This window comes from Brachyspira innocens ATCC 29796 (assembly GCF_000384655.1).
Lineage (GTDB): Bacteria > Spirochaetota > Brachyspiria > Brachyspirales > Brachyspiraceae > Brachyspira > Brachyspira innocens.
The window spans coordinates 38,995-61,957 of sequence record NZ_ARQI01000115.1 but is presented as its reverse complement, the minus strand read 5'-3'; the positions used below and the strand labels follow the sequence as shown (position 1 = coordinate 61,957).

At 28.4% G+C, this 22,963-nt stretch carries 27 protein-coding genes; 9 read left to right on the top strand and 18 right to left on the bottom strand.

Going from position 1 to position 22,963, the window contains the following annotated elements:
• Positions 1-158: 158 nt before the first annotated feature.
• The 8 genes from F811_RS0109040 to F811_RS0109005 form a co-directional block, all read right to left on the bottom strand.
• On the bottom strand, positions 159-1,004 hold the full coding sequence (locus F811_RS0109040) for an Rpn family recombination-promoting nuclease/putative transposase (protein ID WP_020004929.1): 846 nt from the start codon (positions 1,002-1,004) through the stop codon (positions 159-161).
• A 40-nt stretch (positions 1,005-1,044) separates the two neighbouring features.
• The gene (locus F811_RS0109035) at positions 1,045-2,580 is read right to left on the bottom strand and encodes an ATP-binding cassette domain-containing protein (RefSeq protein WP_026364401.1); all 1,536 of its coding nucleotides are present in this window, start codon (positions 2,578-2,580) and stop codon (positions 1,045-1,047) included.
• 94 nt (positions 2,581-2,674) lie between these two features.
• Positions 2,675-3,751, bottom strand: coding sequence for a BMP family lipoprotein (locus tag F811_RS0109030; RefSeq protein WP_020004927.1), 1,077 nt, complete (start codon positions 3,749-3,751; stop codon positions 2,675-2,677).
• A 61-nt stretch (positions 3,752-3,812) separates the two neighbouring features.
• On the bottom strand, positions 3,813-4,889 hold the full coding sequence (locus F811_RS0109025; protein WP_020004926.1) for a BMP family lipoprotein: 1,077 nt from the start codon (positions 4,887-4,889) through the stop codon (positions 3,813-3,815).
• 37 nt (positions 4,890-4,926) lie between these two features.
• On the bottom strand, positions 4,927-5,715 hold the full coding sequence (locus F811_RS0109020) for a nucleoside phosphorylase (protein ID WP_020004925.1): 789 nt from the start codon (positions 5,713-5,715) through the stop codon (positions 4,927-4,929).
• 2 nt (positions 5,716-5,717) lie between these two features.
• A complete protein-coding gene (locus F811_RS0109015) occupies positions 5,718-6,533 on the bottom strand; it encodes a nucleoside phosphorylase (RefSeq protein WP_020004924.1) in 816 nt (271 codons plus the stop codon).
• Between the two features lie 32 nt (positions 6,534-6,565).
• Positions 6,566-7,219 carry a deoxyribose-phosphate aldolase gene (deoC, locus tag F811_RS0109010; protein WP_020004923.1) on the bottom strand — a complete coding sequence of 218 codons (654 nt, stop codon included), beginning with the start codon at positions 7,217-7,219 and terminating at the stop codon, positions 6,566-6,568.
• Positions 7,220-7,434: 215 nt separating this feature from the next.
• Positions 7,435-8,553 carry a DegT/DnrJ/EryC1/StrS family aminotransferase gene (locus F811_RS0109005; protein ID WP_020004922.1) on the bottom strand — a complete coding sequence of 373 codons (1,119 nt, stop codon included), beginning with the start codon at positions 8,551-8,553 and terminating at the stop codon, positions 7,435-7,437.
• 213 nt (positions 8,554-8,766) lie between these two features.
• On the opposite strand from F811_RS0109005, the gene F811_RS0109000 reads away from it, so the two are divergent.
• A complete protein-coding gene (locus tag F811_RS0109000; protein WP_026364400.1) occupies positions 8,767-9,207 on the top strand; it encodes an ATP-binding protein in 441 nt (146 codons plus the stop codon).
• On the opposite strand, the gene F811_RS0108995 is transcribed toward F811_RS0109000, so the two are convergent.
• A complete protein-coding gene (locus F811_RS0108995; protein WP_020004920.1) occupies positions 9,204-10,508 on the bottom strand; it encodes an MATE family efflux transporter in 1,305 nt (434 codons plus the stop codon). The genes F811_RS0109000 and F811_RS0108995 overlap by 4 nt on opposite strands.
• Positions 10,509-10,612: 104 nt before the next feature.
• Between F811_RS0108995 and trmD the strand changes: the two genes are divergently transcribed.
• The 7 genes from trmD (at position 10,613) to priA (ending at position 15,481) form a co-directional block, all read left to right on the top strand.
• A complete protein-coding gene (gene trmD, locus F811_RS0108990; RefSeq protein WP_020004919.1) occupies positions 10,613-11,344 on the top strand; it encodes a tRNA (guanosine(37)-N1)-methyltransferase TrmD in 732 nt (243 codons plus the stop codon).
• A gap of 2 nt (positions 11,345-11,346) precedes the next feature.
• Positions 11,347-11,838 (top strand): GNAT family N-acetyltransferase, encoded by a 492-nt coding sequence (locus F811_RS0108985; RefSeq protein WP_020004918.1) that lies wholly within the window; start codon positions 11,347-11,349, stop codon positions 11,836-11,838.
• Between the two features lie 21 nt (positions 11,839-11,859).
• On the top strand, positions 11,860-12,069 hold the full coding sequence (locus tag F811_RS0108980) for a hypothetical protein (RefSeq protein WP_020004917.1): 210 nt from the start codon (positions 11,860-11,862) through the stop codon (positions 12,067-12,069).
• Between the two features lie 146 nt (positions 12,070-12,215).
• The gene (rplM, locus tag F811_RS0108975; protein ID WP_013113493.1) at positions 12,216-12,671 is read left to right on the top strand and encodes a 50S ribosomal protein L13; all 456 of its coding nucleotides are present in this window, start codon (positions 12,216-12,218) and stop codon (positions 12,669-12,671) included.
• 13 nt (positions 12,672-12,684) lie between these two features.
• Positions 12,685-13,083, top strand: a complete 399-nt coding sequence (gene rpsI, locus F811_RS0108970) for a 30S ribosomal protein S9 (RefSeq protein ID WP_020004916.1) — start codon at positions 12,685-12,687, stop codon at positions 13,081-13,083.
• Between the two features lie 41 nt (positions 13,084-13,124).
• Positions 13,125-13,490 (top strand): TraR/DksA family transcriptional regulator, encoded by a 366-nt coding sequence (locus tag F811_RS0108965; protein WP_020004915.1) that lies wholly within the window; start codon positions 13,125-13,127, stop codon positions 13,488-13,490.
• A 5-nt stretch (positions 13,491-13,495) separates the two neighbouring features.
• Positions 13,496-15,481 (top strand): replication restart helicase PriA, encoded by a 1,986-nt coding sequence (priA, locus tag F811_RS0108960; RefSeq protein WP_020004914.1) that lies wholly within the window; start codon positions 13,496-13,498, stop codon positions 15,479-15,481.
• Positions 15,482-15,485: 4 nt separating this feature from the next.
• Here priA and F811_RS0108955 read toward each other — a convergent pair whose 3' ends face one another.
• Positions 15,486-16,094, bottom strand: a complete 609-nt coding sequence (locus F811_RS0108955; RefSeq protein ID WP_020004913.1) for a response regulator — start codon at positions 16,092-16,094, stop codon at positions 15,486-15,488.
• A gap of 322 nt (positions 16,095-16,416) precedes the next feature.
• Between F811_RS0108955 and F811_RS0108950 the strand changes: the two genes are divergently transcribed.
• Entirely contained in the window at positions 16,417-17,487 is a 1,071-nt protein-coding gene (locus F811_RS0108950; protein ID WP_020004912.1) for a mannose-1-phosphate guanylyltransferase, read from the top strand.
• Positions 17,488-17,493: 6 nt separating this feature from the next.
• Here F811_RS0108950 and F811_RS0108945 read toward each other — a convergent pair whose 3' ends face one another.
• The 8 genes from F811_RS0108945 to F811_RS15690 form a co-directional block, all read right to left on the bottom strand.
• Positions 17,494-18,333: a hypothetical protein gene (locus F811_RS0108945; RefSeq protein WP_020004911.1), complete on the bottom strand. Its 840-nt coding sequence runs from the start codon at positions 18,331-18,333 to the stop codon at positions 17,494-17,496.
• Positions 18,334-18,345: 12 nt separating this feature from the next.
• The gene (locus tag F811_RS0108940; protein ID WP_020004910.1) at positions 18,346-19,332 is read right to left on the bottom strand and encodes a hypothetical protein; all 987 of its coding nucleotides are present in this window, start codon (positions 19,330-19,332) and stop codon (positions 18,346-18,348) included.
• A gap of 58 nt (positions 19,333-19,390) precedes the next feature.
• A complete protein-coding gene (gene ispE / locus F811_RS0108935) occupies positions 19,391-20,260 on the bottom strand; it encodes a 4-(cytidine 5'-diphospho)-2-C-methyl-D-erythritol kinase (protein WP_020004909.1) in 870 nt (289 codons plus the stop codon).
• A gap of 167 nt (positions 20,261-20,427) precedes the next feature.
• Positions 20,428-20,661 (bottom strand): type II toxin-antitoxin system HicA family toxin, encoded by a 234-nt coding sequence (locus tag F811_RS0108930; RefSeq protein WP_020004908.1) that lies wholly within the window; start codon positions 20,659-20,661, stop codon positions 20,428-20,430.
• Entirely contained in the window at positions 20,658-20,879 is a 222-nt protein-coding gene (locus tag F811_RS0108925; RefSeq protein WP_020004907.1) for a type II toxin-antitoxin system HicB family antitoxin, read from the bottom strand. The genes F811_RS0108930 and F811_RS0108925 overlap by 4 nt, the downstream gene beginning before the upstream one ends.
• A 115-nt stretch (positions 20,880-20,994) precedes the next feature.
• A complete protein-coding gene (locus tag F811_RS0108920) occupies positions 20,995-21,393 on the bottom strand; it encodes a type II toxin-antitoxin system HicB family antitoxin (RefSeq protein WP_020004906.1) in 399 nt (132 codons plus the stop codon).
• 27 nt (positions 21,394-21,420) lie between these two features.
• The gene (locus tag F811_RS0108915; RefSeq protein WP_020004905.1) at positions 21,421-21,618 is read right to left on the bottom strand and encodes a type II toxin-antitoxin system HicA family toxin; all 198 of its coding nucleotides are present in this window, start codon (positions 21,616-21,618) and stop codon (positions 21,421-21,423) included.
• Between the two features lie 101 nt (positions 21,619-21,719).
• Complete coding sequence (locus F811_RS15690; RefSeq protein WP_020004904.1) at positions 21,720-22,889, bottom strand: hypothetical protein; 1,170 nt, start codon at positions 22,887-22,889, stop codon at positions 21,720-21,722.
• Between the last annotated feature and the right edge of the window lie 74 nt (positions 22,890-22,963).

Below are 22,963 nucleotides of genomic sequence, written 5' to 3'. Positions count from 1 at the left end.
TAAGCTAGCGAGTAAACTCACTAGCTGGCTTCGGCTCGCTTGTTTAGTATAATATATACCTCATATATTTACAAACGCCCACAAGTTTTTTATTTCTTTATTTTTACTATAAAAAACTTGCTCACTTTAAGCATCTGTCAAGTAAACTTGCCAGATGTTCACAAGTTTTTTACTTCTTCTATACTCAAGCCTGTTAATTTACAAATAAGATTAATGTCCATATTTTCTTTTTTCATATTTTTAGCTATATATATTTGCTGTTCTTTTTTACCATCTTCAATACCTTTTACACGTTCTTCATTAAGCATTAAGATATTAAAGTAATCCCTCTCATAATCACTGTAGCCATTATATAAATCATTGCTATTAACAAATTTATAATATTCATCATATACTTCTTTCATTATAGGATTTTTTTTCACTAGTACTTTCATTATATCCTCCAATTTATTTTTTGAACTTAAAAATTTAAACCAATCTGATAAACCATCATATAGACTATTATCATTTTTAAACTTCTTCAGTTCTAAAAAATGAATCTCTAAATGATTAGTCAATATATGATTAGTTTCTAATTCTTTTATAAAATAACAGCTATGTGCTTTATCTGAATCTTTTATTAAATTAAAATCTAAAATATTAATACTTATAACAGGAGTCAAATCAGAATATAGATCTTTAGATTTTAAATTTGAAAAATAGTTTTTAGCCCAATAGTATAAACTTCTATATATAAAAGACTGGTTACCTATTCTTTGTATTTCTATTAAAATAACATCTCCAGATTTTGTTTTTCCTTTTACATCTGTTATAGATTCTTTATCATTTATACTTTCCTTTAAATTAAAAGAATTTAGTACTTCTATACTTTCAAAAGGTTCTTGATTAACATCTATTCTTACAGAATTAATCAAATTTTTCAGAATATGCTCATGTCCTTTTTTGGCAAACATATAACGCATAAAATAATCATTTAAAACATTAAAATCTTTATTAATTTTCATAGTTCAATTTATATAAAATATTAAATATAATTTATTATATTTAAGCACTCCTCTTAGAGCCTGCCATATAAAGACCAAGTTCATTAATAGTTAAATCTTTATTAAGAACATTAGCTACTATCTCTCCCTCATATATAACTAATATCCTATCGCTTAAATTCATAACCTCATCAAGCTCTAATGAAACAAGTAAAACAGCCTTTCCATTATCTCTTTGAGAAATTAATTCTTTATGTATATACTCTATAGCCCCAACATCAAGCCCCCTAGTAGGCTGAACTGCTATAAGTAAATCTGGATTTCTGTCTATCTCTCTTGCTATAATTACCTTCTGCTGATTTCCTCCAGACATGCTTCTTGCTATAGTTTTAGAACCTTCAGCACTTCTTATATCAAATCTTTTTATGAGTTCATCAGCATAATTATCTATTTCTTTAAACTTTAAAAATCCGTTCTTTTGAAATCTCTCTGTAAAATATGTTTGAAGTATAGTATTTTCTGCAAGAGTATAATCAAGAACAAGACCATGTTTATGCCTGTCCTCTGGAATATGCCCTATTCCGCTTAATGTTTTTTTCCTTATAGATAAATTGGTAATATCTTTGCCGTTTAATGTAACAGTTCCGCTTGACATTTCCATAAGACCAGTAAGAGCATATATAAGCTCACTTTGTCCATTTCCATCAATACCAGCAATGCATACTATCTCCCCAGCATGTACATCAAAAGAAACATTTTTTACTATATTTTTTTCGCTTTTATTGTGATGAGATTTAACATTTAAATTTTTTACAGAAAGTATTATATCTTTAGGTTTAGCTTCAGTTTTTTCTACTACTAAAGACACCTTTCTTCCCACCATCATTTCTGACATCTCTTCTTTTGTGGTGCTTTTTACATCAATAGTTCCTATATATTTACCCTTACGAAGAACAGAACATCTATCAGCCACCTCTTTAATCTCATTTAATTTATGGGTAATAAATAGTATAGATTTACCTTCTTTTACCAATGACTTCATTATCTTCATAAGCTCTTCAATCTCATTTGGAGTAAGTACAGCAGTAGGCTCATCAAAAATAAGTATATTATTATTTCTATATAACATTTTTAATATCTCTACTCTCTGCTGCATACCTACAGTCAAATCGCTTATAAGAGAGTCTGGATAAATCTCAAGCCCATAAGTTTTGCTTAATTCCATTACTTTTTTTCTTGCATCATCAACCTGAAGTATTCCATGCTTAACAGTTTCAACGCCAAGCATAATATTTTCTAAAGCAGTAAAATTATGTACTAATTTGAAATGCTGATGCACCATACCAATACCAAGTTCATTTGCAGTATTAGGATTATCAATATTTACTTCCTTGCCATTAACTTTAATGATACCCTCTTCCTGCTTATAAAGCCCGAATAATACGCTCATTAAAGTAGATTTTCCAGCCCCATTTTCTCCAAGCAAAGCATGTATTTCCCCGCGTTTTAATTGTATAGTAATATTATCATTAGCTACTATTCCTTTAAAACGTTTTGTAATATTAAGCATTTCAACTACATATTGTAAATTTTCCATATTTTTTATACCTATTTTACTATCAACTATTAAAAACCATAAAAGAGATACCAACAACAAAATGTCAGTATCTCCTAAAATTAACTAATTTCAATTATTGTATAAAATTAACTTTTACTGTATCTAAAGGCAATTGATTAACGTCTTTAGCATCTTTATCAGTAAGAACTTTTATCTCTCCTGCTACCAATCTTTGATATATAGCATCATAATCAGCTTGAGTAAATTTTTTAAATCTTGAAGTTTTCATAGGAAGACCTATACCATTAACTTTAGCATCAAGTACAACAGATTTTCCGCCCGGGAATTTACCATTATAAAAATCATCTATAGCATTATACACAGATTCACCAAGCATTTTCATAGCAGAAGTAATAACTGTATCGGATTCAGCACTTTGATCTATATCAACACCTATAGCCAAAGCATTATTCTGTTCAGCAGCACTCATAACAGAGTTTCCAGCTCCGCCAGCAGGGGCAAATATTACCTGAACTCCGCTTTGATACCAAGAAGTAGCAAGAGTCTGATTTTCTGGAGTAGCATTGAAGTTTCCTATATATGTATAATTAATTTTCACACTTCCAGAAGCTAAAGCCATTTCTTTAGCTGCATAATTAGCACCTTGTACGAATCCGTATCCGAATCTTATAACAGCAGGTACAGCCATACCAGCCATAACGCCCAAATTAGTATATCCTTCTTTTACTATAGAATATCCAGCTAAAAATCCAGCCTGCTCTTCAGCATAAAGTACAGAATAAACATTAGTTTCTATTCTAAAGTCAGTATATGTTCCGTCCTGAGGAGTACCGTCTAAAAGTACAAAAGCAACATTAGGGTGTGTATCCTGAGCTCTATATACTGCAGGTTCAAATAAAAATCCAGGTGTTACAACTAATTTTGCACCTGCTGCCACTGCCAAATCTATAGCATCAACATATGCATCAGTTGTTTTTTGAGTAGGCTGATAATATTTATGAGATATTCCTTTTTCCTGAGCATACTGTGTTAAACCTTCCCAAGCACCTTGGTTAAAGGATCTGTCATCTATAGTACCAACATCTGTTATCAATGCTAGTTCATATCCTCCAGATTTTTTTCCGCCGCCGCATGAAATAGTTACTATAAAAGCTGTAACTATGATTATTGAAGTGAGAAACTTTTTCATATTTCTGTCTCCTATTTTTTTATTATTTATTGCTCAATTTTTATTAAAGCCTAAATTAATATTACTTTATATAATCAACATTTACTATTTTTAAAGGCAAATCATTAACACTTTTTGCATCTGTATCTTTTAATACTTTAATATTTTTATTTACAAGAAGTTTATATATATAATCATAATTATCTTTAGTAAACACATTAAACTTTGAAGTTGTCATAGGAAGTCCTATCCCATTAACTCTTGCATCCAATATCATAGTTTTTCCGCCGTCAAATGTTTTATTGTAGTAGGAAGCAACAGCATTATAAACTGATTCTCTTATCATTTTCATAGCTGAAGTTATAACAGTTGGAGATTCAAAACTCTGATCTACATCTACTCCTATAACAAGTCCGTTATTATTTTCAGCAGCACTCATAACAGAATAAGCAGCTCCGCCTGCAGGGGCAAATATTACCTGAGTACCGCTTTTATACCAAGAGGCAGCAAGAGTCTGATTTTCTGGAGTAGTGTCATAATTGCCTACATAAGTATATTTTATATTAATATCGCCTTTTTCAAGTTCTAATTCATTTGCAGCATAATCAGCACCCTGTATAAAACCATAACCAAATCTTACAACTGCAGGGTGAGCAACTCCTCCTATAACACCTAAATTGGTATATCCCTCTTTTACTATAGCGTATCCTGCCAAAAATCCAGCTTCTTCTTCAGCATAAAGTATAGCAATAGTATTTGTTTCTGTTCTATAATCAGTATAAGTACCGTCCTGAGGCTCTCCGTCTATTAATATAAAGTTTACATTCGTATAAATATCCTGAGCTCTATATATAGCAGGTTCAAACTGATATCCCGGAGTTACTATTAATTTAGCACCGCCTTTTACGGCAAGCTCTATAGTATTTAAATATGAATCTATATCTTTATCTGGCACTTTATAATATTTATGAGTTATACCATAAGTCTGAGCATAATCCTTTACACCTTCCCAAGAGCCTTGATTAAATGATTTGTCATCAACACTGCCCAAATCTATTAAAACAGCTATTTCAAAACTATTTGGGGTATTATTCTTTTCTTCTTTGCCGCAGGAAAATAAAAACAAAGATACTGCTAATAATAATATTTTTTTATACATAATCCTATCCTAAACTATTATTTGTTTTTTTATTTTATTATTTTTTATTATCTTTTTCTATTAAAATCTTAATAGATTCTATAATCAAATCTATTGCTTCTTCACCAGTATAATCTTTTGGATCATTAATATTATTTTTTACCCTCTCCTGATTGTGAAGAACAAGCATAGTAGCACCAGTACGTACATTTTTGGAAGCTCCCACAGCAAAAAGCGTAGCAGATTCCATTTCAGAAGCTAAACAGCCCGCCTTAATATAACTATCCCATTTATATAAAAGCTCTTTATCAACAGCCATACTCTCTGGAGCATGCTGAGCATAAAAAGCATCTTTACATTGAACAACACCTACATGACTTTTTGTTTTTATTTTGCCTCCGCCTTCAATCATAGCCTCAAGTACATCGGCATTAGGCACACAAGGAAACTCTTTAGGTATATAGTTATCCATAGTTCCGCCGCCCTTAATAGCACCATTAACTATAACAACATCACCTGGTAAAACCCCCATATTCATACCGCCGCAAGTACCTACACGTAAAAAAGTATCAGCTCCAATCTTTATAAGTTCCTCTAATGCTATTGCAGTAGAAGGTCCTCCTATACCATGAGACACCGTAGAAACTTTAACCCCGTTTATATATCCTGTATAAGTAGCATATTCTCTGTAATCAGCTATTAATTTTGCATTATCAAATCTTTTAGCTATTTTGGCACATCTTTTAGGGTCTCCCGGCATTATAATATATCTGCCTACATCTCCTTTTTTTAATTTCAAATGATGAACTAGATTTTCATTTTCTTCATAATAGGCTTTAGGAAACATATTTAATTACCCCTCTTATCTTTTTCATCTAATAAAACTATAGCTTCTAATGCAGTTAATATCATATTTTCTATATTGTCGCTATATTCAAGATGAGTACCCATTCTCTCTATCATAGTATTTTCTACTATATGCATTATTCCGCCTGCTCTTACCTTCCTTAAAGAAGCACATGCAAAAAGGGCAGCACATTCCATTTCTGAAGCTATAGCACCGCATAATGTATAGTATTTAAGATTATTTTCAAATTTCTCTCTGAAAAAAGAATTCTCAGGTTCTAATTCTCCGTAAAAACAATCTTTACTATGAACAATACCTATATGATAATTAGAATTTATTTTTTTAGCAGCATCTCTTAAAGCAAACATAACATCAGTATCAGCAATAGCAGGATATTCAAAAGGTATATATTCTCTTGTAGTGCCTTCATCTTTGATTGCAGCCTGAGCTATAGCTAAATCATTAGGCTTTACTTTTAGGCTAAGTCCTCCAGCTGTACCTACCCTTATAAAAGTATCAGCTCCTATATTTATAAGCTCTTCCATAGCTATTGACGCAGAAGGCCCTCCAATCCCTGTAGAAGTTACAGAAACGCCTACACCTTTATATTTGCCTGTTACTGTAACATACTCTCTGTTATCAGCCTTAAGAACTGCATCATCTAAAAACTTAGCAATATAACCAACTCTTTTAGGATCTCCCGGAAGAAGTACATATTTAGCTACATCGCCTTTTTTTAATTTGATATGATACTGAAGAAGACCTTGCTTATTTGCCTCTTCATCATAAAAAGCCTTTATTTCTCTAGCTGATTCCATAGTTCATACTCCATTTTATTACAGAAATTATTTTATTTTTTTTCTGCATTTACTATAGCAATACCGCTGCTAGTACCAAGTCTGTTTGCACCAGCATTTATCATTTTTATAGCATCTTCATAGGTTTTTATTCCGCCTGAAGCCTTTACACCCATTTCATTTCCTACAGCCTCACGCATAAGTTTTACATCATGCTCAGTAGCTCCAGCTGAAGAAAATCCTGTAGAAGTCTTTACAAAATCAGCCCCGCATTCTTTAGCTATTTTGCAGGCCAAAACCTTCTCTTCATCTGTTAAAAGACAAGTTTCTATAATGACTTTTAATACGCTTGCAGAACAAGCATCACGCACCTTTTTTATATCGCGTTCAAAAAGATCTATTTTTTTGCTTTTTAGAAAACCGACATTTATAACCATATCTATTTCATCTGCACCGCTGTCAACAGCAAATTTAGCCTCATAAGCCTTAGCCTCTTTCATCATAGCTCCCAATGGGAAACCTACTACAGAACAAACTTTTACATCTGAATGCAGAAGAAAATTATAAGCAACATTTACATAAGCGGAGTTAACACATACAGAATAAAATCCGTATTCTTTTGCTTCTATACATAACTTCCTTATATCATCTAGTGTTGCCTCTGGTTTAAGAATGGTATGATCGATTAATTTATTTATACTGTTCATTTTTTTCACCTCTGTTTCATATCATATAAAATATCGCTCTATTTGTCAAATTTATTATGTATAAAAGACGAATTTATATATCTTATACACTATAGTATAATAAATTAATTTGTTTAAATCATGTAAAATATAGAAATAATTTATTGATTTTTATTATTATGATAAAATACAAAATGAAAGCATAAAGCACTTTCATTTTGTACTATATGTAAATATTATCCTTTTACAACTTTTTTCACTGCCTCTATAACGATATCCTGCTCTTCTTTCAAAATATCATTATCTATAGGCAAAGCTATATTATGTTTTGAAGCATACTCAGATACAGGCATATCTCCTTCTTTGTAGCCTAATTTTTTTACTAAAATAGGTGCTAAATGTATAGGGTGAGGATAGTAAAGTGCTGTAGGAACGCCTAATTCAGCTAATTTTGCCCTTACTTCATCTCTGTTATTTTCTACCTGTATAACATACTGTGCATGAACGCTTTGAGTATATTCTGCTATTTCAGGCACTTTTACAATGCCTTTTAACTGTTCATTATAATATTTAGCAGCATTTCTTCTGTATGTCATATCCTCTTCAAAACCCTTAAACTTCTCAAGCAAAATACCAGCCTGCATATTATCAAGTCTTCCAGTAGTACCCAATTTTACATGGTTCATGCCGCCTTCATCACCATGATGTCGTAATTGTTTGAGATTTTTATAAAACTCTTCATTATCTGTAAATACCATTCCGCCGTCTCCGAAACAGCCCAAAGGTTTAGCTGGGAAAAATGATGTAACAGCAATGTCTCCTAATTTTCCAGAGCATGATTTCACATTTTTGTAGCTTGCCCCAAATGATTGGCATGCATCTTCTATTACAAAAATATTGTTTTTTCTTGCAATATCAAGTATAACATCAAAATTAGCACATTGACCGAATAAATTTACAGATATAATAGCTGCTGTATTTTTATTTATTAAACTTTCAAGTTTTTTTACGTCCATATTAAAGTATTCGTCAATATCGCATACTCTAACTTTCATACCCAAAAATGAAGGAGCTTCAGCAGTAGAAAAGAATGTCATGGCAGGTACTATAACCTCTTTATTAGAATGATCCTCTCCCGCATTGAATCCTAATGCCAAAAGTGCAAGAACCAATCCAACATGTCCAGATGAAACACCTACAGCATATTTTGCCCCTGTATAATTTGCTAATTCTTTTTCTAAAGTATCTAATTCTTCACCAAATACAAACTGACTTCTCTCTATAATAGAAGATATTCTTTTATCAATAGCTTCTTTTCTTTTTTCATATCCCCTGTAAAGATTCATATATTTCATAAAAAATCCTTTATATAAATTGAAATTAAATCTAAAATTTATATAAATTGTATTCAAATTATAATTATTGTCAATAGATTTATTTAAAAAATATTATTAATAGTAATATTTTTTAAATATAAGCTGATAATTCTTGAAATACATATTTTATTTTACTATACTATAATGTACTGATAATAAACTGATAACAATAAAAACAAGCGGAAATTGATTATGAATATGTATGTTAAGGATTGTCCCAAGCGAACAGAAAAAATATTATTTATGAAAAAAATCCCAAGCGACAAATTACTAATACCAAAAATTTCTAAAGATTTTTTGGATATGCTCCACTCAAACGGTATAGAACAATGCGATGCTCTGCAAATAGCATTTGAAGAAGCCCTTACCAATGCCATAATACATGGAAACAAAAATAATTATAATAAAAATGTATATCTAAATATTAATATAGATAGCGAAAAAATAGAAATTATAGTAGAAGATGAAGGCGAAGGATTTGATTATTTTCTAGCTACGATAAATCTTACAGAATCACAGGAAAATATTTATAAAGACAGCGGAAGAGGTATATTTTTAATCTCTCTATACACAGATGATTTTTACTTTGAAGATGACGGCAGAAAAATAGTAATGATTAAGTATAGAAATTAAATAGTAAATCTTTTTTTGTTGTTTTTTATAAAATAAAGTAAAGAAAACAAACTGCTTAAAATCTCTGCCATAGGAAAAGAAAGCCATACTCCAATCATATCAAAAATATATGACAAAATAAATATTAAAGGCATTATAAATATAAATCCCCTTAAAATTGATATTATAAACGAAGGCTTGGCATTATCCATAGCACTGAAATATACACAAGTTATAATATTATATCCTGCAAATATAAAAGCTGTAAAATATATATGAAGTCCATTAACAGCTATATTCTGAAGAGTTATATTATTATCTTTATTAAAAAGCGAAGTTATGCTGTCTGCAAATATCAAAGTAAAAATATACAATATAATAGAAAATAAAGATGATAAAATCAAAGCATATTTATATATTTTGTTTATATTATTGATGTTTCCGTAATTAATGCTTATTATAGGCTGTATACCCTGCCCTATACCTGTAAATATTGCTATAATAACCAATGCTATATTAGCTATTATACCATATGCTGCAACTCCAACATTTCCAGCTATATTAAGTATTACTATATTAAAAGCTATCATAACAAAACCTGATGATACTTCTGTAATTAAAAAAGAAATACCTAATAATACAATTTCAAAAATATTTTTTAAGTTTATATTGGGTTTTACTATAAAAAAAGTATTTTTCTTTTTAATAAATATACTTGATAATATAATCATGCTAATAATAGGAGAAAAACCTGTAGCAAGAACAGCTCCGAATATACCCATTTTTAGAGGAAATATAAATATATAATCAAAAATGATATTAAATAAACTTCCCATCACCATAGCAAGCATTGCAAGTTTTGGGTGATTGTCATTTCTTACAAAACCCAGTAAAACATTATTAAGCATAAACATAGCTGAAAATATAAATATTACTTTTATATATATGTCTGTCATGACAAGTATTTCATCTCTAGCCCCAAGAATGTGTGCAATATCTTTTGTAAAAAATAAAGCTATGATAATAAAAAATAAATATAGAGCAAATACATATATTAAGGCATTGGTAAAAACAATATTTGCTTCATTATCTTTACTTTGAGTTTTTAGTATAGCATACTTTGTAGCAGAACCCATACCAATCATCAAGCCCAATCCATTTATAAAATTATAAATAGGTATAGCTATATTCAAAGCAGTAAGCCCGTCAGAACCTATTCCTCTAGCTACAAAAAAAGTATCAGCAAGTATATAGCATGAAAGCCCTATCATTCCAAGTATATTTAAAGATACATATTTTATAAACAAATGAAATATATTCATAAAATGCTCCATGCAGCAGTATGAAAAAATTTTTATTATACACTAAAAATATCATAAGTAAATAAAACTATTGATATATAAAAACTATAGGATATAATAAAAAAATGATAATAGATATACTTACACTGTTCCCAAAATTCTATGAAAGCCATACCTCTATGGGTGTAATAGGCATGGCACTAAATGAAAAAAAAATAGATTTAAATATAGTAGACATGCGTTTATACGGAGACGGTAATTATAAAAAATGTGATGATTATACATACGGCGGCGGACCGGGTATGATAATGACCTACAGTATTTTTAAGAAATATTTTGAAAGTAATAACAGAGGATATACTCTTCTTTTCTCGCCTTCTGGAAAAATACTCACTCAGAAAAAAATAAAAGAGCTTTCAAATAAAGAGCATATAACTATGATACTGGGGCATTATGAAGGAATAGATTATAGAGTTGAAAAAAAATATGCTGATGAAGTTATAAGTATAGGAGATTATGTATTAAGCGGAGGAGAAATACCTGCTCTTTTACTTGTAGATGCTGTATCAAGATATAAAGGTGTTTTAAATAATAAAGAGTCAGTTACAAGCGATACTTTTGAAGAAAATTCAAACGGTTTATTAGAATATGAACAATATACAAGACCAGAAGAAATTGATAATATGAAAGTGCCTGAAGTTCTCTTATCTGGAAATCATAAAAAGATCGATGAGTACAGAAGAGAAAGAAGCATAATAAAAACTTTTAAAAACAGAAAAGATTTATTTTCTAAAATAGATTTAACTAAAAAAGATATAGAAAGCATTTTTAATTATCTCAAAAACAAGGAACAATAATAATGAAAATAAGAAAAACAGAATATAAAGATATTGATAAAGTAATAGAAATATTTGATTATGCTAGAAACTTTATGAGAGAAAATAATAATCCTAACCAATGGATTAACGGATACCCTTCAAGAGAAAATGTAGAAAACGATATAAATAATAAACATAGTTATGTATGTTTAGATGATAATGATAATATTATAGGTACTTTTTGTTTTTTCGTGGGAGAAGATGAAAATTATGATAAAATATATGACGGTAATTGGATTAATGACAAAGAATACGGAGTAATACACAGAATAGCTGTATTAAAAGGAAGAAAAGGCACAGCTTCTTTTTGTCTTTATTACTGCTTTAATCAATGCGGTAATATAAGAATAGACACCCATAAAGATAATGCTCCTATGCTTAATTTCCTTAAAAAAGAAGGTTTTGAAAGGTGCGGAATAATATATTTGAAAAACGGTAATGGAGAGAGAATAGCATTTCAAAAAAGTATTTAGTATTTATAATTTTTATAGACAATGAAAAACATATACAAAATAATAAAAATAATAGGCATAAAAAAAGCAAAATCAATAATAAAACTTATAGGATTAAAAAATATTATCAAACTGAGAAATGCCAATAATATCAGAGATTTTATCAAGATAGTAGGAATAAAAAAATCTGCTTCAATAATCAAACTAATAGGAATAAAAAAAATAATTGATATAATAAAATCTATACGCTAATATCCGTTAATAATATCAAAATTTCATATAAATATATATAATTAAAATTTGACTTTACAATATCTTTATGTTATAATTACGCACCGTTACATTTTTAGATTAAAACTACCAAATTTTTTAAAACGTTAAATCAAGGTGTGTATGTTATGGACAAAAAAACATTAAAAACAAAAAATAATACTTACGTTTTATCACAAAAAGATATCAAACAAAATTGGCTTATAATTGATGCCAAAGGTAAGTCATTAGGAAGAGTTGCAAGCAGAGCAGCTTATATGCTTAAAGGTAAACATAAAGTAGACTATGCATACAACTTAGACAATGGCGATTATGTAATTATCATCAATGCTAAAGACATAGTTCTAACAGGAAATAAAAAGAAAGGAAAAATTCACTATAGACATACAGGCTACCCAGGCGGAATTAAAGCTGTAAGCTACGGCGAATTATTAGAAAAAAACCCTGAAAGAATGGTAAAAATAGCTGTAAAAGGTATGCTTTCTCATAATCCGTTAGGAAGACTTCATCTTAAAAAATTAAAAGTATATGCAGGAAGCGAACATCCGCATGAAGCTAATAAACCTACTGTAGTAAATATATAATTAGGAGATAAAAATGGCAGCTAAACAATTAACTATTTTTACTGGAAAAAGAAAAACTGCTAATGCTAGAGTACGCATCACTTTAGGCAGCGGTAAAATTTTAATAAATGGAAAAAACTATACTGATTACTTCTGCAACAGAGCAGCACTTCTTAAAGTAGTAGAAGATGCCTTAAAAGTAACAGGCAATTTCGGAAAATACGATGTATTAGCCAATGTACATGGCGGCGGAGTTTCTGCTCAGGCTGATGCTGTTAGACATGGTATTGCTAAAGCATTAGTGGGTGAAAGCCAAGATTTCAGAACTACTTTAAAAAGAAATGGTTTTCTTACTAGAGATTCCCGTGTTGTTGAACGTAAGAAATATGGTAGATCTGGTGCTAGAAAACGCTTCCAATTCTCTAAACGTTAAGTTTTTATCCTAGCAATTATATTTATTTAAGGGTTTTTATAATGACTGCTAAGAAATTAAAAAAATTTAAAGATCTCTTGTTAGAGGAAAAAAAGAAAACTTTAGACGAGCTTTTAAGCGGAAATGAAACCTATGAAGCTCTTAAAGAAGATTCTCATGGAGATATGGCTGATATAGCATTTCAGGCTTATGAAAAACAAAATTTAGTAAATTTTTCTCAAAAAGAAAAAGATAAATTGGAAATGCTTAATAATGCACTTAAAAGAATAGAAGACGGCACATACGGTAAATGCATAGACTGTAAAGAAGAAATCAATGAAGAGAGATTAACTGCTTTGCCTTATACTTTAAGATGTGTTAACTGTATGTCTAAATACGAAGATAAAAAACGCCGTGAAAAAATGTAATTATAATGTATGTTAAAGTTATTTTTAATTTACCTATAGATAAAATACTTACATACATAAAACCAGATGAGATTAATGATAGCTTGGTAGGATGTAGGGTTGTAGCTCCTATTAAAGGTAAAAACAGTAAAGGCATTGTTATAGAGGAAACTGAAAAGTTAGATGGAAACTATAAAGTATATTCTATCAAAGCTAGAATTGATCTTGAACCAATATGTTCAGATAAAGAATTTCAATTAGCAAAATGGATGAGCAGCTATTATCACTCATCTTTCGGAGAAGCTCTTTTCGCAGCACTCCCAGTGGGTACTCCCGCAAAAAAAGAAAAAAAAGCAAAACCAATACCAGCCAAACAAAAACCATACCTAAAACTCAATGATGAACAGGAAGAAGTACTAAAAAAAATTAATGAAAGTTTAGAATCAGAAAAACCAAAAACTTTTCTTCTTCATGGTGTAACAGGAAGCGGAAAAACAGAAGTTTATCTGCAGGCTATTAAAAAAGTTGTTGATATGGGAAAGCAGGCTATAGTGATACTTCCAGAAATATCACTTACCCCTCAAACTATAAAAAGATTTGCAGAAAGATTTGAAGGTAAAATTGCCGTACTTCACAGTAAACTCTCGCCAAACTCCAAATACAGATATTGGCAGATGATAAAAAAAGATGAAATAAAAATAGTAATAGGAGCAAGAAGTGCAATATTCTCCCCTACTCCTAATCTTGGGATAATAGTTATAGATGAAGAACATGAAACAAGCTATAAGGCTGGAGACACACCAAGATATCATGCAAGACAAGTTGCTTTTTACAGAAAAAATCATGAAAATGCTTTACTTCTTCTTGGAAGTGCCACTCCTTCTATAGAAAGTTTTTATTATGCTTCTATAGGAAAAATAGAATTACTAAAACTAAATAAAAGAGCCGCTTCAGTTAATATGCCAGAGGTTAAAATACTCGACTTAAAAAAAGAAAAAAGAGCTGAAGTTTTTCCTATGATAACCCAAAAATTGGTTGAAGAGATAAATAAAAAGCTCGAAAAAAAAGAACAAATAATATTATTTCTAAACCGTAAGGGATACGCTCCTGTTGTAGCATGTTCTTACTGCCAAAGAGTTCTCGAATGTCCTAACTGCTCTGTTTCTTTAACATACCATAAAAAGAAAAATGTTGTTATGTGTCATTACTGCGGATATACTCAATTTTTGGATAATGAGCTTTGCGATGAATGTAAAATAGGACATTTTGAACGTATAGGAAGCGGTACTGAAAAAGTAGAGGAGCATTTAAATATACTTTTTCCAAATGCTGTCATAGAAAGAATGGATCAGGATACTGTAGGCGGCACAAAAAACTATGAAAAAATATTTAAAAGATTTTCTGACGGTGAAATAGATATACTTGTAGGAACTCAAATGATAGCTAAAGGACTTGATTTTCCTAATGTTACTTTAGTAGGTGTTTTACTTGCTGACATGTCTCTTCATATACCAGATTTTAGAAGTGCTGAAAGAACATTTAATCTTATTACTCAGGTAGCTGGAAGAAGCGGAAGAGGAGAGAAAAACGGAGTAGTATATATACAAACCTATTCTCCTAACAATTACAGTATAGAATGTGCCAAAAATCATGACTATATAGCATTTTATAATCAGGAAATAGAAAAAAGAAAATACCCAATTTATCCTCCTTTTACACGACTTGTAAGACTTGTAATAAGAGGCTTAGATGAAAAAAAAGTTGAAAGCGATGCTAATATAATAGCTGATATGCTTAGAATGGAAACTTATGAAAACTCAGATAAGATTACGATACTTGGTGCTGTGGCATGTACTATAAGTAAATTAAATAAATATTATAGATGGAATATTTTAGTAAAAACACCTTCTCATTCTCTATTAAGCGGATTTTTCAATAAACTTAATAATAATTTTAAAGCCCAAAAAGGTGATTACATAGAAATAGATATAGATCCTATAAGCATGCTCTAAACAATTACACATCTACATAAAATCTTACAGCATTTCTTATTCTTGCTTTAAGCTCATTTTGACCTACTGGCTTTTTAACATAGTCACATGCACCTTTCTCAAGCCCATTAACAACATCATCTTCATTATATCTCTTAGTAATAATAATAATTAATGCAGTTCTTAAAGATATTTCATTTTTTATCTCTTCAAGTAAATAGAAATAATCTTTATCTTCTGATAAATTAATATCCATTAAGATAATATCAGGTGAAATCTTTTTAAGCTCTTTAAGAGGAGATGTAAGATTAGATACACATATCACATCATAGTCTTCACTAAGCCATTCGGAATAATTTTTTCTTGTAATCTCCATAGGCTCTATGATAGCTATTTTATATCTAGTATGTTTTCTTTTGAGCTTTACTCTTTTTTCTTTTTTATTAAAAGCTAAAAATGCCTTCAAATCAGCATAACGAATTTTATATCTCTTTCCGGGAGTAACATCAGCTTTAAGTCCGTAGTGACGAACCCAATAATTAACAGTTGTTCTTGAAACCCCAACCACTTTAGCCGCATCAATGGGTGACAACATGTCGTCATCATCATATATTAACTCTTCAGTATTATTCATATGGCCTCTCACAAATTATGATTAATAAAAAATCTCCCTATTATAGTAATAAAGATTAATATATAATTAGTTTTTTGTCAAATAAAAAATATTTAATTTGCAATTAATAATAGTAGATTTATATTTGTAATATTACAAATAACTACATTTTTTACAAAAAATTAAATTTTTTTTATTTAATGTATAAAATGTAAATATATAATTTTAATAAATTGTTCAGTATAGAATATAAAATTATATAATAAAAAAATAAACAAACTTCTTGTTTTTTATCCATTTTTTAATTATAATTATACTATATAAGATAAAAAAGGATTAAAAAATGGAAAAAGCTGTACTCATTATGGCAGGAGGTATAGGTGAAAGACTATGGCCTTTAAGCAGAGAAAGCAAACCAAAACAATTCCTAAATATAATAGAAAATAAATCATTAATAGAACAAACTATAGAAAGAGCATCAAAAATTACAAAAGAAGATAATATATTTATAATTACTGGAAAAAGATATAAAGAAGCATTTGCAAAATACATACCTTCTTTTAAAAAAGAAAATATAATATACGAACCAATAGGAAAAGATACAACAGCGGCCATTGCATTAGGAGCATTATATATAAAAGAGAAAATAGGAAATGCTATAGTATCAATACTTCCAGCCGACCCTATAATAAAAAATGAAGAAATGTTTTTAGATACTATTGAAAATGCCATTGAAGTAAGCGAAAATACTGATAACATAGTAATAATAGGGGTTAATCCGAACAGACCTGAAACTGGATATGGTTATATAAAATTAAAAGATAAAATTAAAGATAATGAATATAATGTTGATAAGTTCGTAGAAAAACCTGATTATGAAAATGCATGCATATTTTTAGAAGACGGACATTATCTATGGAACAGCGGTATATTTGTTTGGTCTATTGATAATATACTTAAATCTATAAGCGAATTGATGCCTGAAACCCATGATAAAGTAATGAAAACATTAAAAGAAAAAGATGATATAAAAAAACAGGAAATTTTTAAAGCTATAGATAAAATTTCTTTTGACTTTGGAATAATGGAAAAATTAGAGCATATTATATGTATAAAGGCACATTTCTTTTGGGACGATTTGGGAGCTTTTTCAGCACTTGGAAGAATACATGATAAAGATGAAAGAAGCAATGTAATAGTTGGAAATGTATATACTAAAGAATCAAACGGAAACATTATTATTAATGATGATGACAGTACTTTTATAGCTATAGATGGAGTAAATGATTTAACAATAGTAAAATCTGAAGGGGTATTATTAATATATCCCAATAACAAAGATTCTAAAATCAAAGATATATTAAAAGATATTAGAGAAAAAGATGAACTAAAAGATAAAAGACATTTGCTTTAATAAAAATTATTTCTTTTTAGAATATTTAAAAAGTGTTTCTTTAGTTATATTATCTTTTGCTTCTTTAATTTTTTCTAGTTCTTTTTCTTTTTTCTCTTTTTCTTTTTTCTCTTTTTGATTATCTTCTATGAGAACGCCGTTTATAACAACATTTTTGAACTCTATATTTTTATTTTTTGCTATTTCTATAGGTATGGTGCTGCCTTTTATTTCTACGTTTTCAAATTTTAATGATTTATAAAACTTAATATTTCTAAAATCAGCATCGCCCTCTATAATAATATTTTCAAAACTAGCATCTCCTTGCAAACTAGCATTAAGAAGGCTAAAATTATTCTTAAAATATGTATGATTAAACTTAAATTTATCTATTATATCGGTATTAGACATATTAAAATTACAGTCTATAGTAATATTATCCGCATCTATAGAGTATATATTTGATAAGGACATATTAAAGTCCATATTAATTTTAGAGTTTTTTAAAATTATACCTTTATGAACATTAGACATATTTATAATAATACCGCTGTCAAAATCAGAATCCGTAAAGTCCAAAGAAGCCTGTAAATCATAATTTCTAATTACAAAAGGCCCGTAAAATGATGAGTTTCTAAAAAGTAAATCAGCATTTTTCTCTACCTTTAAGCCTTCAAAATTAAATCCTTCATAGCTTATCATATAAGAAAAATTATAAAATCCTCTATAAAGATCATCTCTTATAATACGTCTGAAAAGCCCGTCTGGTTTATCATTACTGTCATGATGAATAATACATAAACCGTCTTTATACTCTTCTCTGTCGCAATTTTCTGTATTAGATATTTTTTGTTTACAAACAGCCATAAATCAGCAAACCTAAAACATAAAACTCATACCTATATTATGTGAAATATTATCCTTACTAAAATTATCAAAAACAATAGCATAATCAAGTCTGAATAATTGCACATAAACAGACAAACCCAAAGAAGCTCCATTATTACCAACACCTACTCTTGCCAAAATGCCGCTAGGTAATTTAGTAGCAAATCTTTTTTGTATAGCACTAGGAGCATCTAATATAGTTTCTGGCAAATCATCATACCAAGAACTCTTTTCTTTAAATAATCCTAATTTATTAAAATCTACTATCATAGCCTCTATACCAACAGATATGCTATGAGTAACAGAAGGAACTGATATAGTATACTGAGCAGCTACAGAAAAACTTCCGTCACTTTTAGAGTATGCTAAAGAAGCAATTATATCAGTATCAACTTTTGCAAATACATTATCATAAAATCCAAAATTTCTAACTCCAACACCTAATTTGAAATTCGGAGTAAAAAGAGACTGCATATATGACAAATCTAAAAACATTCCGAAATTATTATCTTTTTCACTATTATTAATGACAGTTTTTATATTTCCACCTATAAAAGAGCTGTCATTAATAGCATAAGAAGCTCCTATATTAATCAAATAAAGTCCGCTGTATATATCATTTCTTCTAGTACCCAAACTATCATATGAATAAACTTTATTAATATCTCCAGCAAAACCTAAACCTACCGCATAAGAAGCTCCTATATGTGCATAAGATGCATTAAATATATATTCGTTTTTAGGATTAGAAGTAACTGTATAATTTAAATTAACACTGTCTCTAAGTACTCCCATTAAAGAAGCTGAGTTCATAAATATAGAAGAAGAATCATTTCCAAGCAAAAATGCACTGTTCATCATTCCCATAGATCTTGTACTCGCTGTTTCAAGTACAGAAAGAGAATGTTTTGAAGACAAGTTTTTAGCATAAAATATAGAACTGCTTATAAGAAGTATAACAAATATTTTCTTTATCATATTATTTTCTTCTCTTTATATTTTTTATAATAAAATTTAATTATAACATAATCAAACATTAAATCAAACTTAATTTATAAATATTATAATTCATTTCTGATTTTAATTTATTAAAGTCATCATCTATTTTTTTATCATTATTCTCATATAAAGCAAAAAGCGAAGAACCAGAACCACTCATAGATACTTTTCTTTTTATTATATTTTCTGCATGTAGTTTTATATCTTCTATTCTTTTATCCAAATTAAATACATTTTTTTCAAATATATTATATGTATTAGAAACTATATCGTTAAAATTAATATCTTTATTAAAACATTCTCTATTATCAAGCATATTTTTTATAGCGAATATATCAGATTTATTGAAATCATCTTTAACAAACTTTGAATAAGCCAATTTTGTAGATACATGTATATTAGGATATATCAAAATAATATTATAAGGAAGTATAAAGTTATAATTTTTTATCTTCTCCCCTATTCCAGAAACCCAAGCTAAACCTCCTCTTATAAAAAAAGGAATATCAGCACCAAACCTAGAAAATGATTCTATCAAACTATCATTAACATCAATATTAAGTTCACTTAAAAAAAACTTAATAATATTAGCAGCATCAGAAGAGCCTCCCCCAAGACCTGCACCTGTAGGAATATTTTTTTCAATATTTATATTATAATTATTAATAAGCCCCATTTCATTTTTAAAATAATTAAATACTTTAGTTACTATATTATCCTCTTCATCATCTTTTAATGCAAACATTCCATTTGTATGAATGCTGTATTTATCAGACTTTTCTATACTTATAATATCATATAAATTTACTGTATGAAATAAAGATTCTATAAGATGATATCCGTCTTCTCTTTTTGATGTAATATCGAGAGAAATATTAATTTTGCATGGAGCTTTTATTATATGCATGTTATTTCCTTAAAGTGATAGGTTATTATTGTAGTATATTTATAATTTTTTGCAAATTATAAAATACAATATATTTATTAAAAAACTATATTGATATTACGATTTAATAATATAAAAAAGAATATTATTTTTTAAAAGCTCAGAAAATTATAAATTTGAAAAAGGTATTATATTTTTTCTATCAGATTATTATATTCTTCTACATCAAGATTTATTTCATTTAATATTTTTCTCATAAGCGGTCTTGATATTACCTTATTTGAGTGAAAAGGAATAACCGTACATCTTCCATCTTCATGTTTATAAAAAGCATGACTTCCTTTTTGTCTTTGTTTAATAAATCCTAATAAAAACAGTAATTTTTCTATAGTTTTTGCATCTTTTAAAATTAGCTTACTCATACCAGCTCTATTTCTTCTATTTTTACAAACTCTGGAATAGCATTCTTCTCTTCATTGTCCATCTCTTCAAAACATAAATCCAAAACTTCTTTTAATTTTATATGCAATTCTTCCAAAGTATCAGCCTGTGTATGAGCTCCTACTATTGAAGGAATATATCCAACATAAACATTACTTTCTTTATCATATTCTATATAGGCAAAAATTTTTTTATTCATTGATAAACCTCAAAATTGTATATTTTTATTATAACAGAAATTATTATTAATTTAAGCCCCTTTTGAAAATTTCCTAAACGCTTGAACAGAGCGGTATTATGATACGATATCATATTTACTTGTAATAATTTGATATATAATTTTTAGCTGCTAATGTTATAAATTCGCTTCTATTTGATGATAAATTATCTATAGTTTTTATTAAACTTTCATCTAGTGTAATATCTATTCTTTTTTTCTTTTCTCTTGAAACTTTTACTTCTATTAACATTCTAGTTATAGGTTCATCTTCAGTTTCTTTAATTATTTTTTCTAAGCTAGATGCCTTTGGAATTTTTTCTCCGTCCTCTATCATACCATCAATATGCATTTGAAGTGCTATTTTAGAATTGTTAACTATTTCTTCTAAAGTTTTACCAGCACTAACACAGCCGTCAAAATCATAAAATGTAGAATTATATCCAGATTTTGTTTTATAAATATTTGCTACAAATGTCTCTAATTTTTTTTTCATAATAAATATATTATACTGTAAAACAAACTATTTATTTAAAATTTTTATATTAGCTTGTTTCTCTATACTTTTTATCACAGCTATTGATAAGTCAATATTACTATGATAAGGAACTGTAACTCTTCCCTTTTTAGTATTATGTTTAAATTGTTTATGGCTTCCTTTTTGAGCAACTTGAAACCAGCCGTCTTTTTTTAGAAGTATTATAATTTCTGATGCTTTCAACTATATTCTCCTCTTTAATAAAAAAATAAATACGCATCATTTGAACACCTCTTTTTATACACATAATTATACACATTAAATATTTTTTGTCAACTTATAGATTATGCCCCTTTTGAAAATTTTCTAAATGCTTGAACAGTCTGCACCGAGCCGTACCAAAATAAAACTTTACCTAAAAAATAAACTAAACAGCCAAATATTTTTAAACATAAATTTAATTGAGACTCAGCATATTTTATTAAAAGGCTGTAGTCGGTAGGTATAAAATATTTTATTAACTCTGGAAATAATTTTTTATAATATAAAAGCATTATATTAGACTGAGCCAAATCAGGAATATAAAAAACAGTAAAACAAAAAGCGGTTATTAATATAGTCATAAATAAAGCCCTAACCCAATTCTGACCATTGTCGCTGTAGAGTGAACTTAACTCAATGGAAAGTATGTCTGCCCAATCCTTATAAGTTTTATTTTCCTTTTTTCTTAATTCTTCTTTATGCAGTTCTATTTCTTTAGCCTTATACTGCAAAGCGTCAATAGCATTGTTTGCTGCATAAGCCTGCTGTTTTAGAAATAAAGCACTTTCACGGTTAGAGAATTTATGCACTTTGAAATTAACAGGATTGATTATACAATCATGTATAAAAATATTTTCAAAATTAATTTTTTCTACTGATAAATTCTTTAAATTGATTTTACCACCATGTACATATCTACCAATATATAAAGACTTTACCATTATTACAGTATCAATAAAACAATAATTACCAATTATATTTAGTGAAGAATTATTATTATCAAATTTAATATTACTAAAACTTAAGTCTAATGCTTTACAAAATACAATATTAATACTCTCATAAATATAAATATTTTGAAAGTACAATCCATAAAAAAAATTATTAATGAATATAATATTTTTATAAAATGAATAATTAAGGAATAAAACATTATTCTTTTTAAAATCAATACCCTGTATACCAAATTCTTTATAAAAATTAATATTGATAAATCTAACTCTTAAATTAAATATATATTTATGAGATACTTTATTTGGAAATAATACTCTTAATAAATTTATAAAATCAAAATAGAAATTTATTTTATAATTATTATTGTTATCGCCTATATTTATAGTTAAATATATATCTTCAACTTCTTCTGGTTTAATTCCAAATTCTTTTGCTATATTTTCTCTTTGTTTATTTAAGTCATAACATAACCAGTCAAGCAATTCTCTTTCTGCATTATATTCTTCAGGTTGTTCCATAAAAAACTCTTAAAAATTCTCATTGTAAATTGACAAGTCTTAATATTATACAAATTTGCACTTTTTGCAACTTT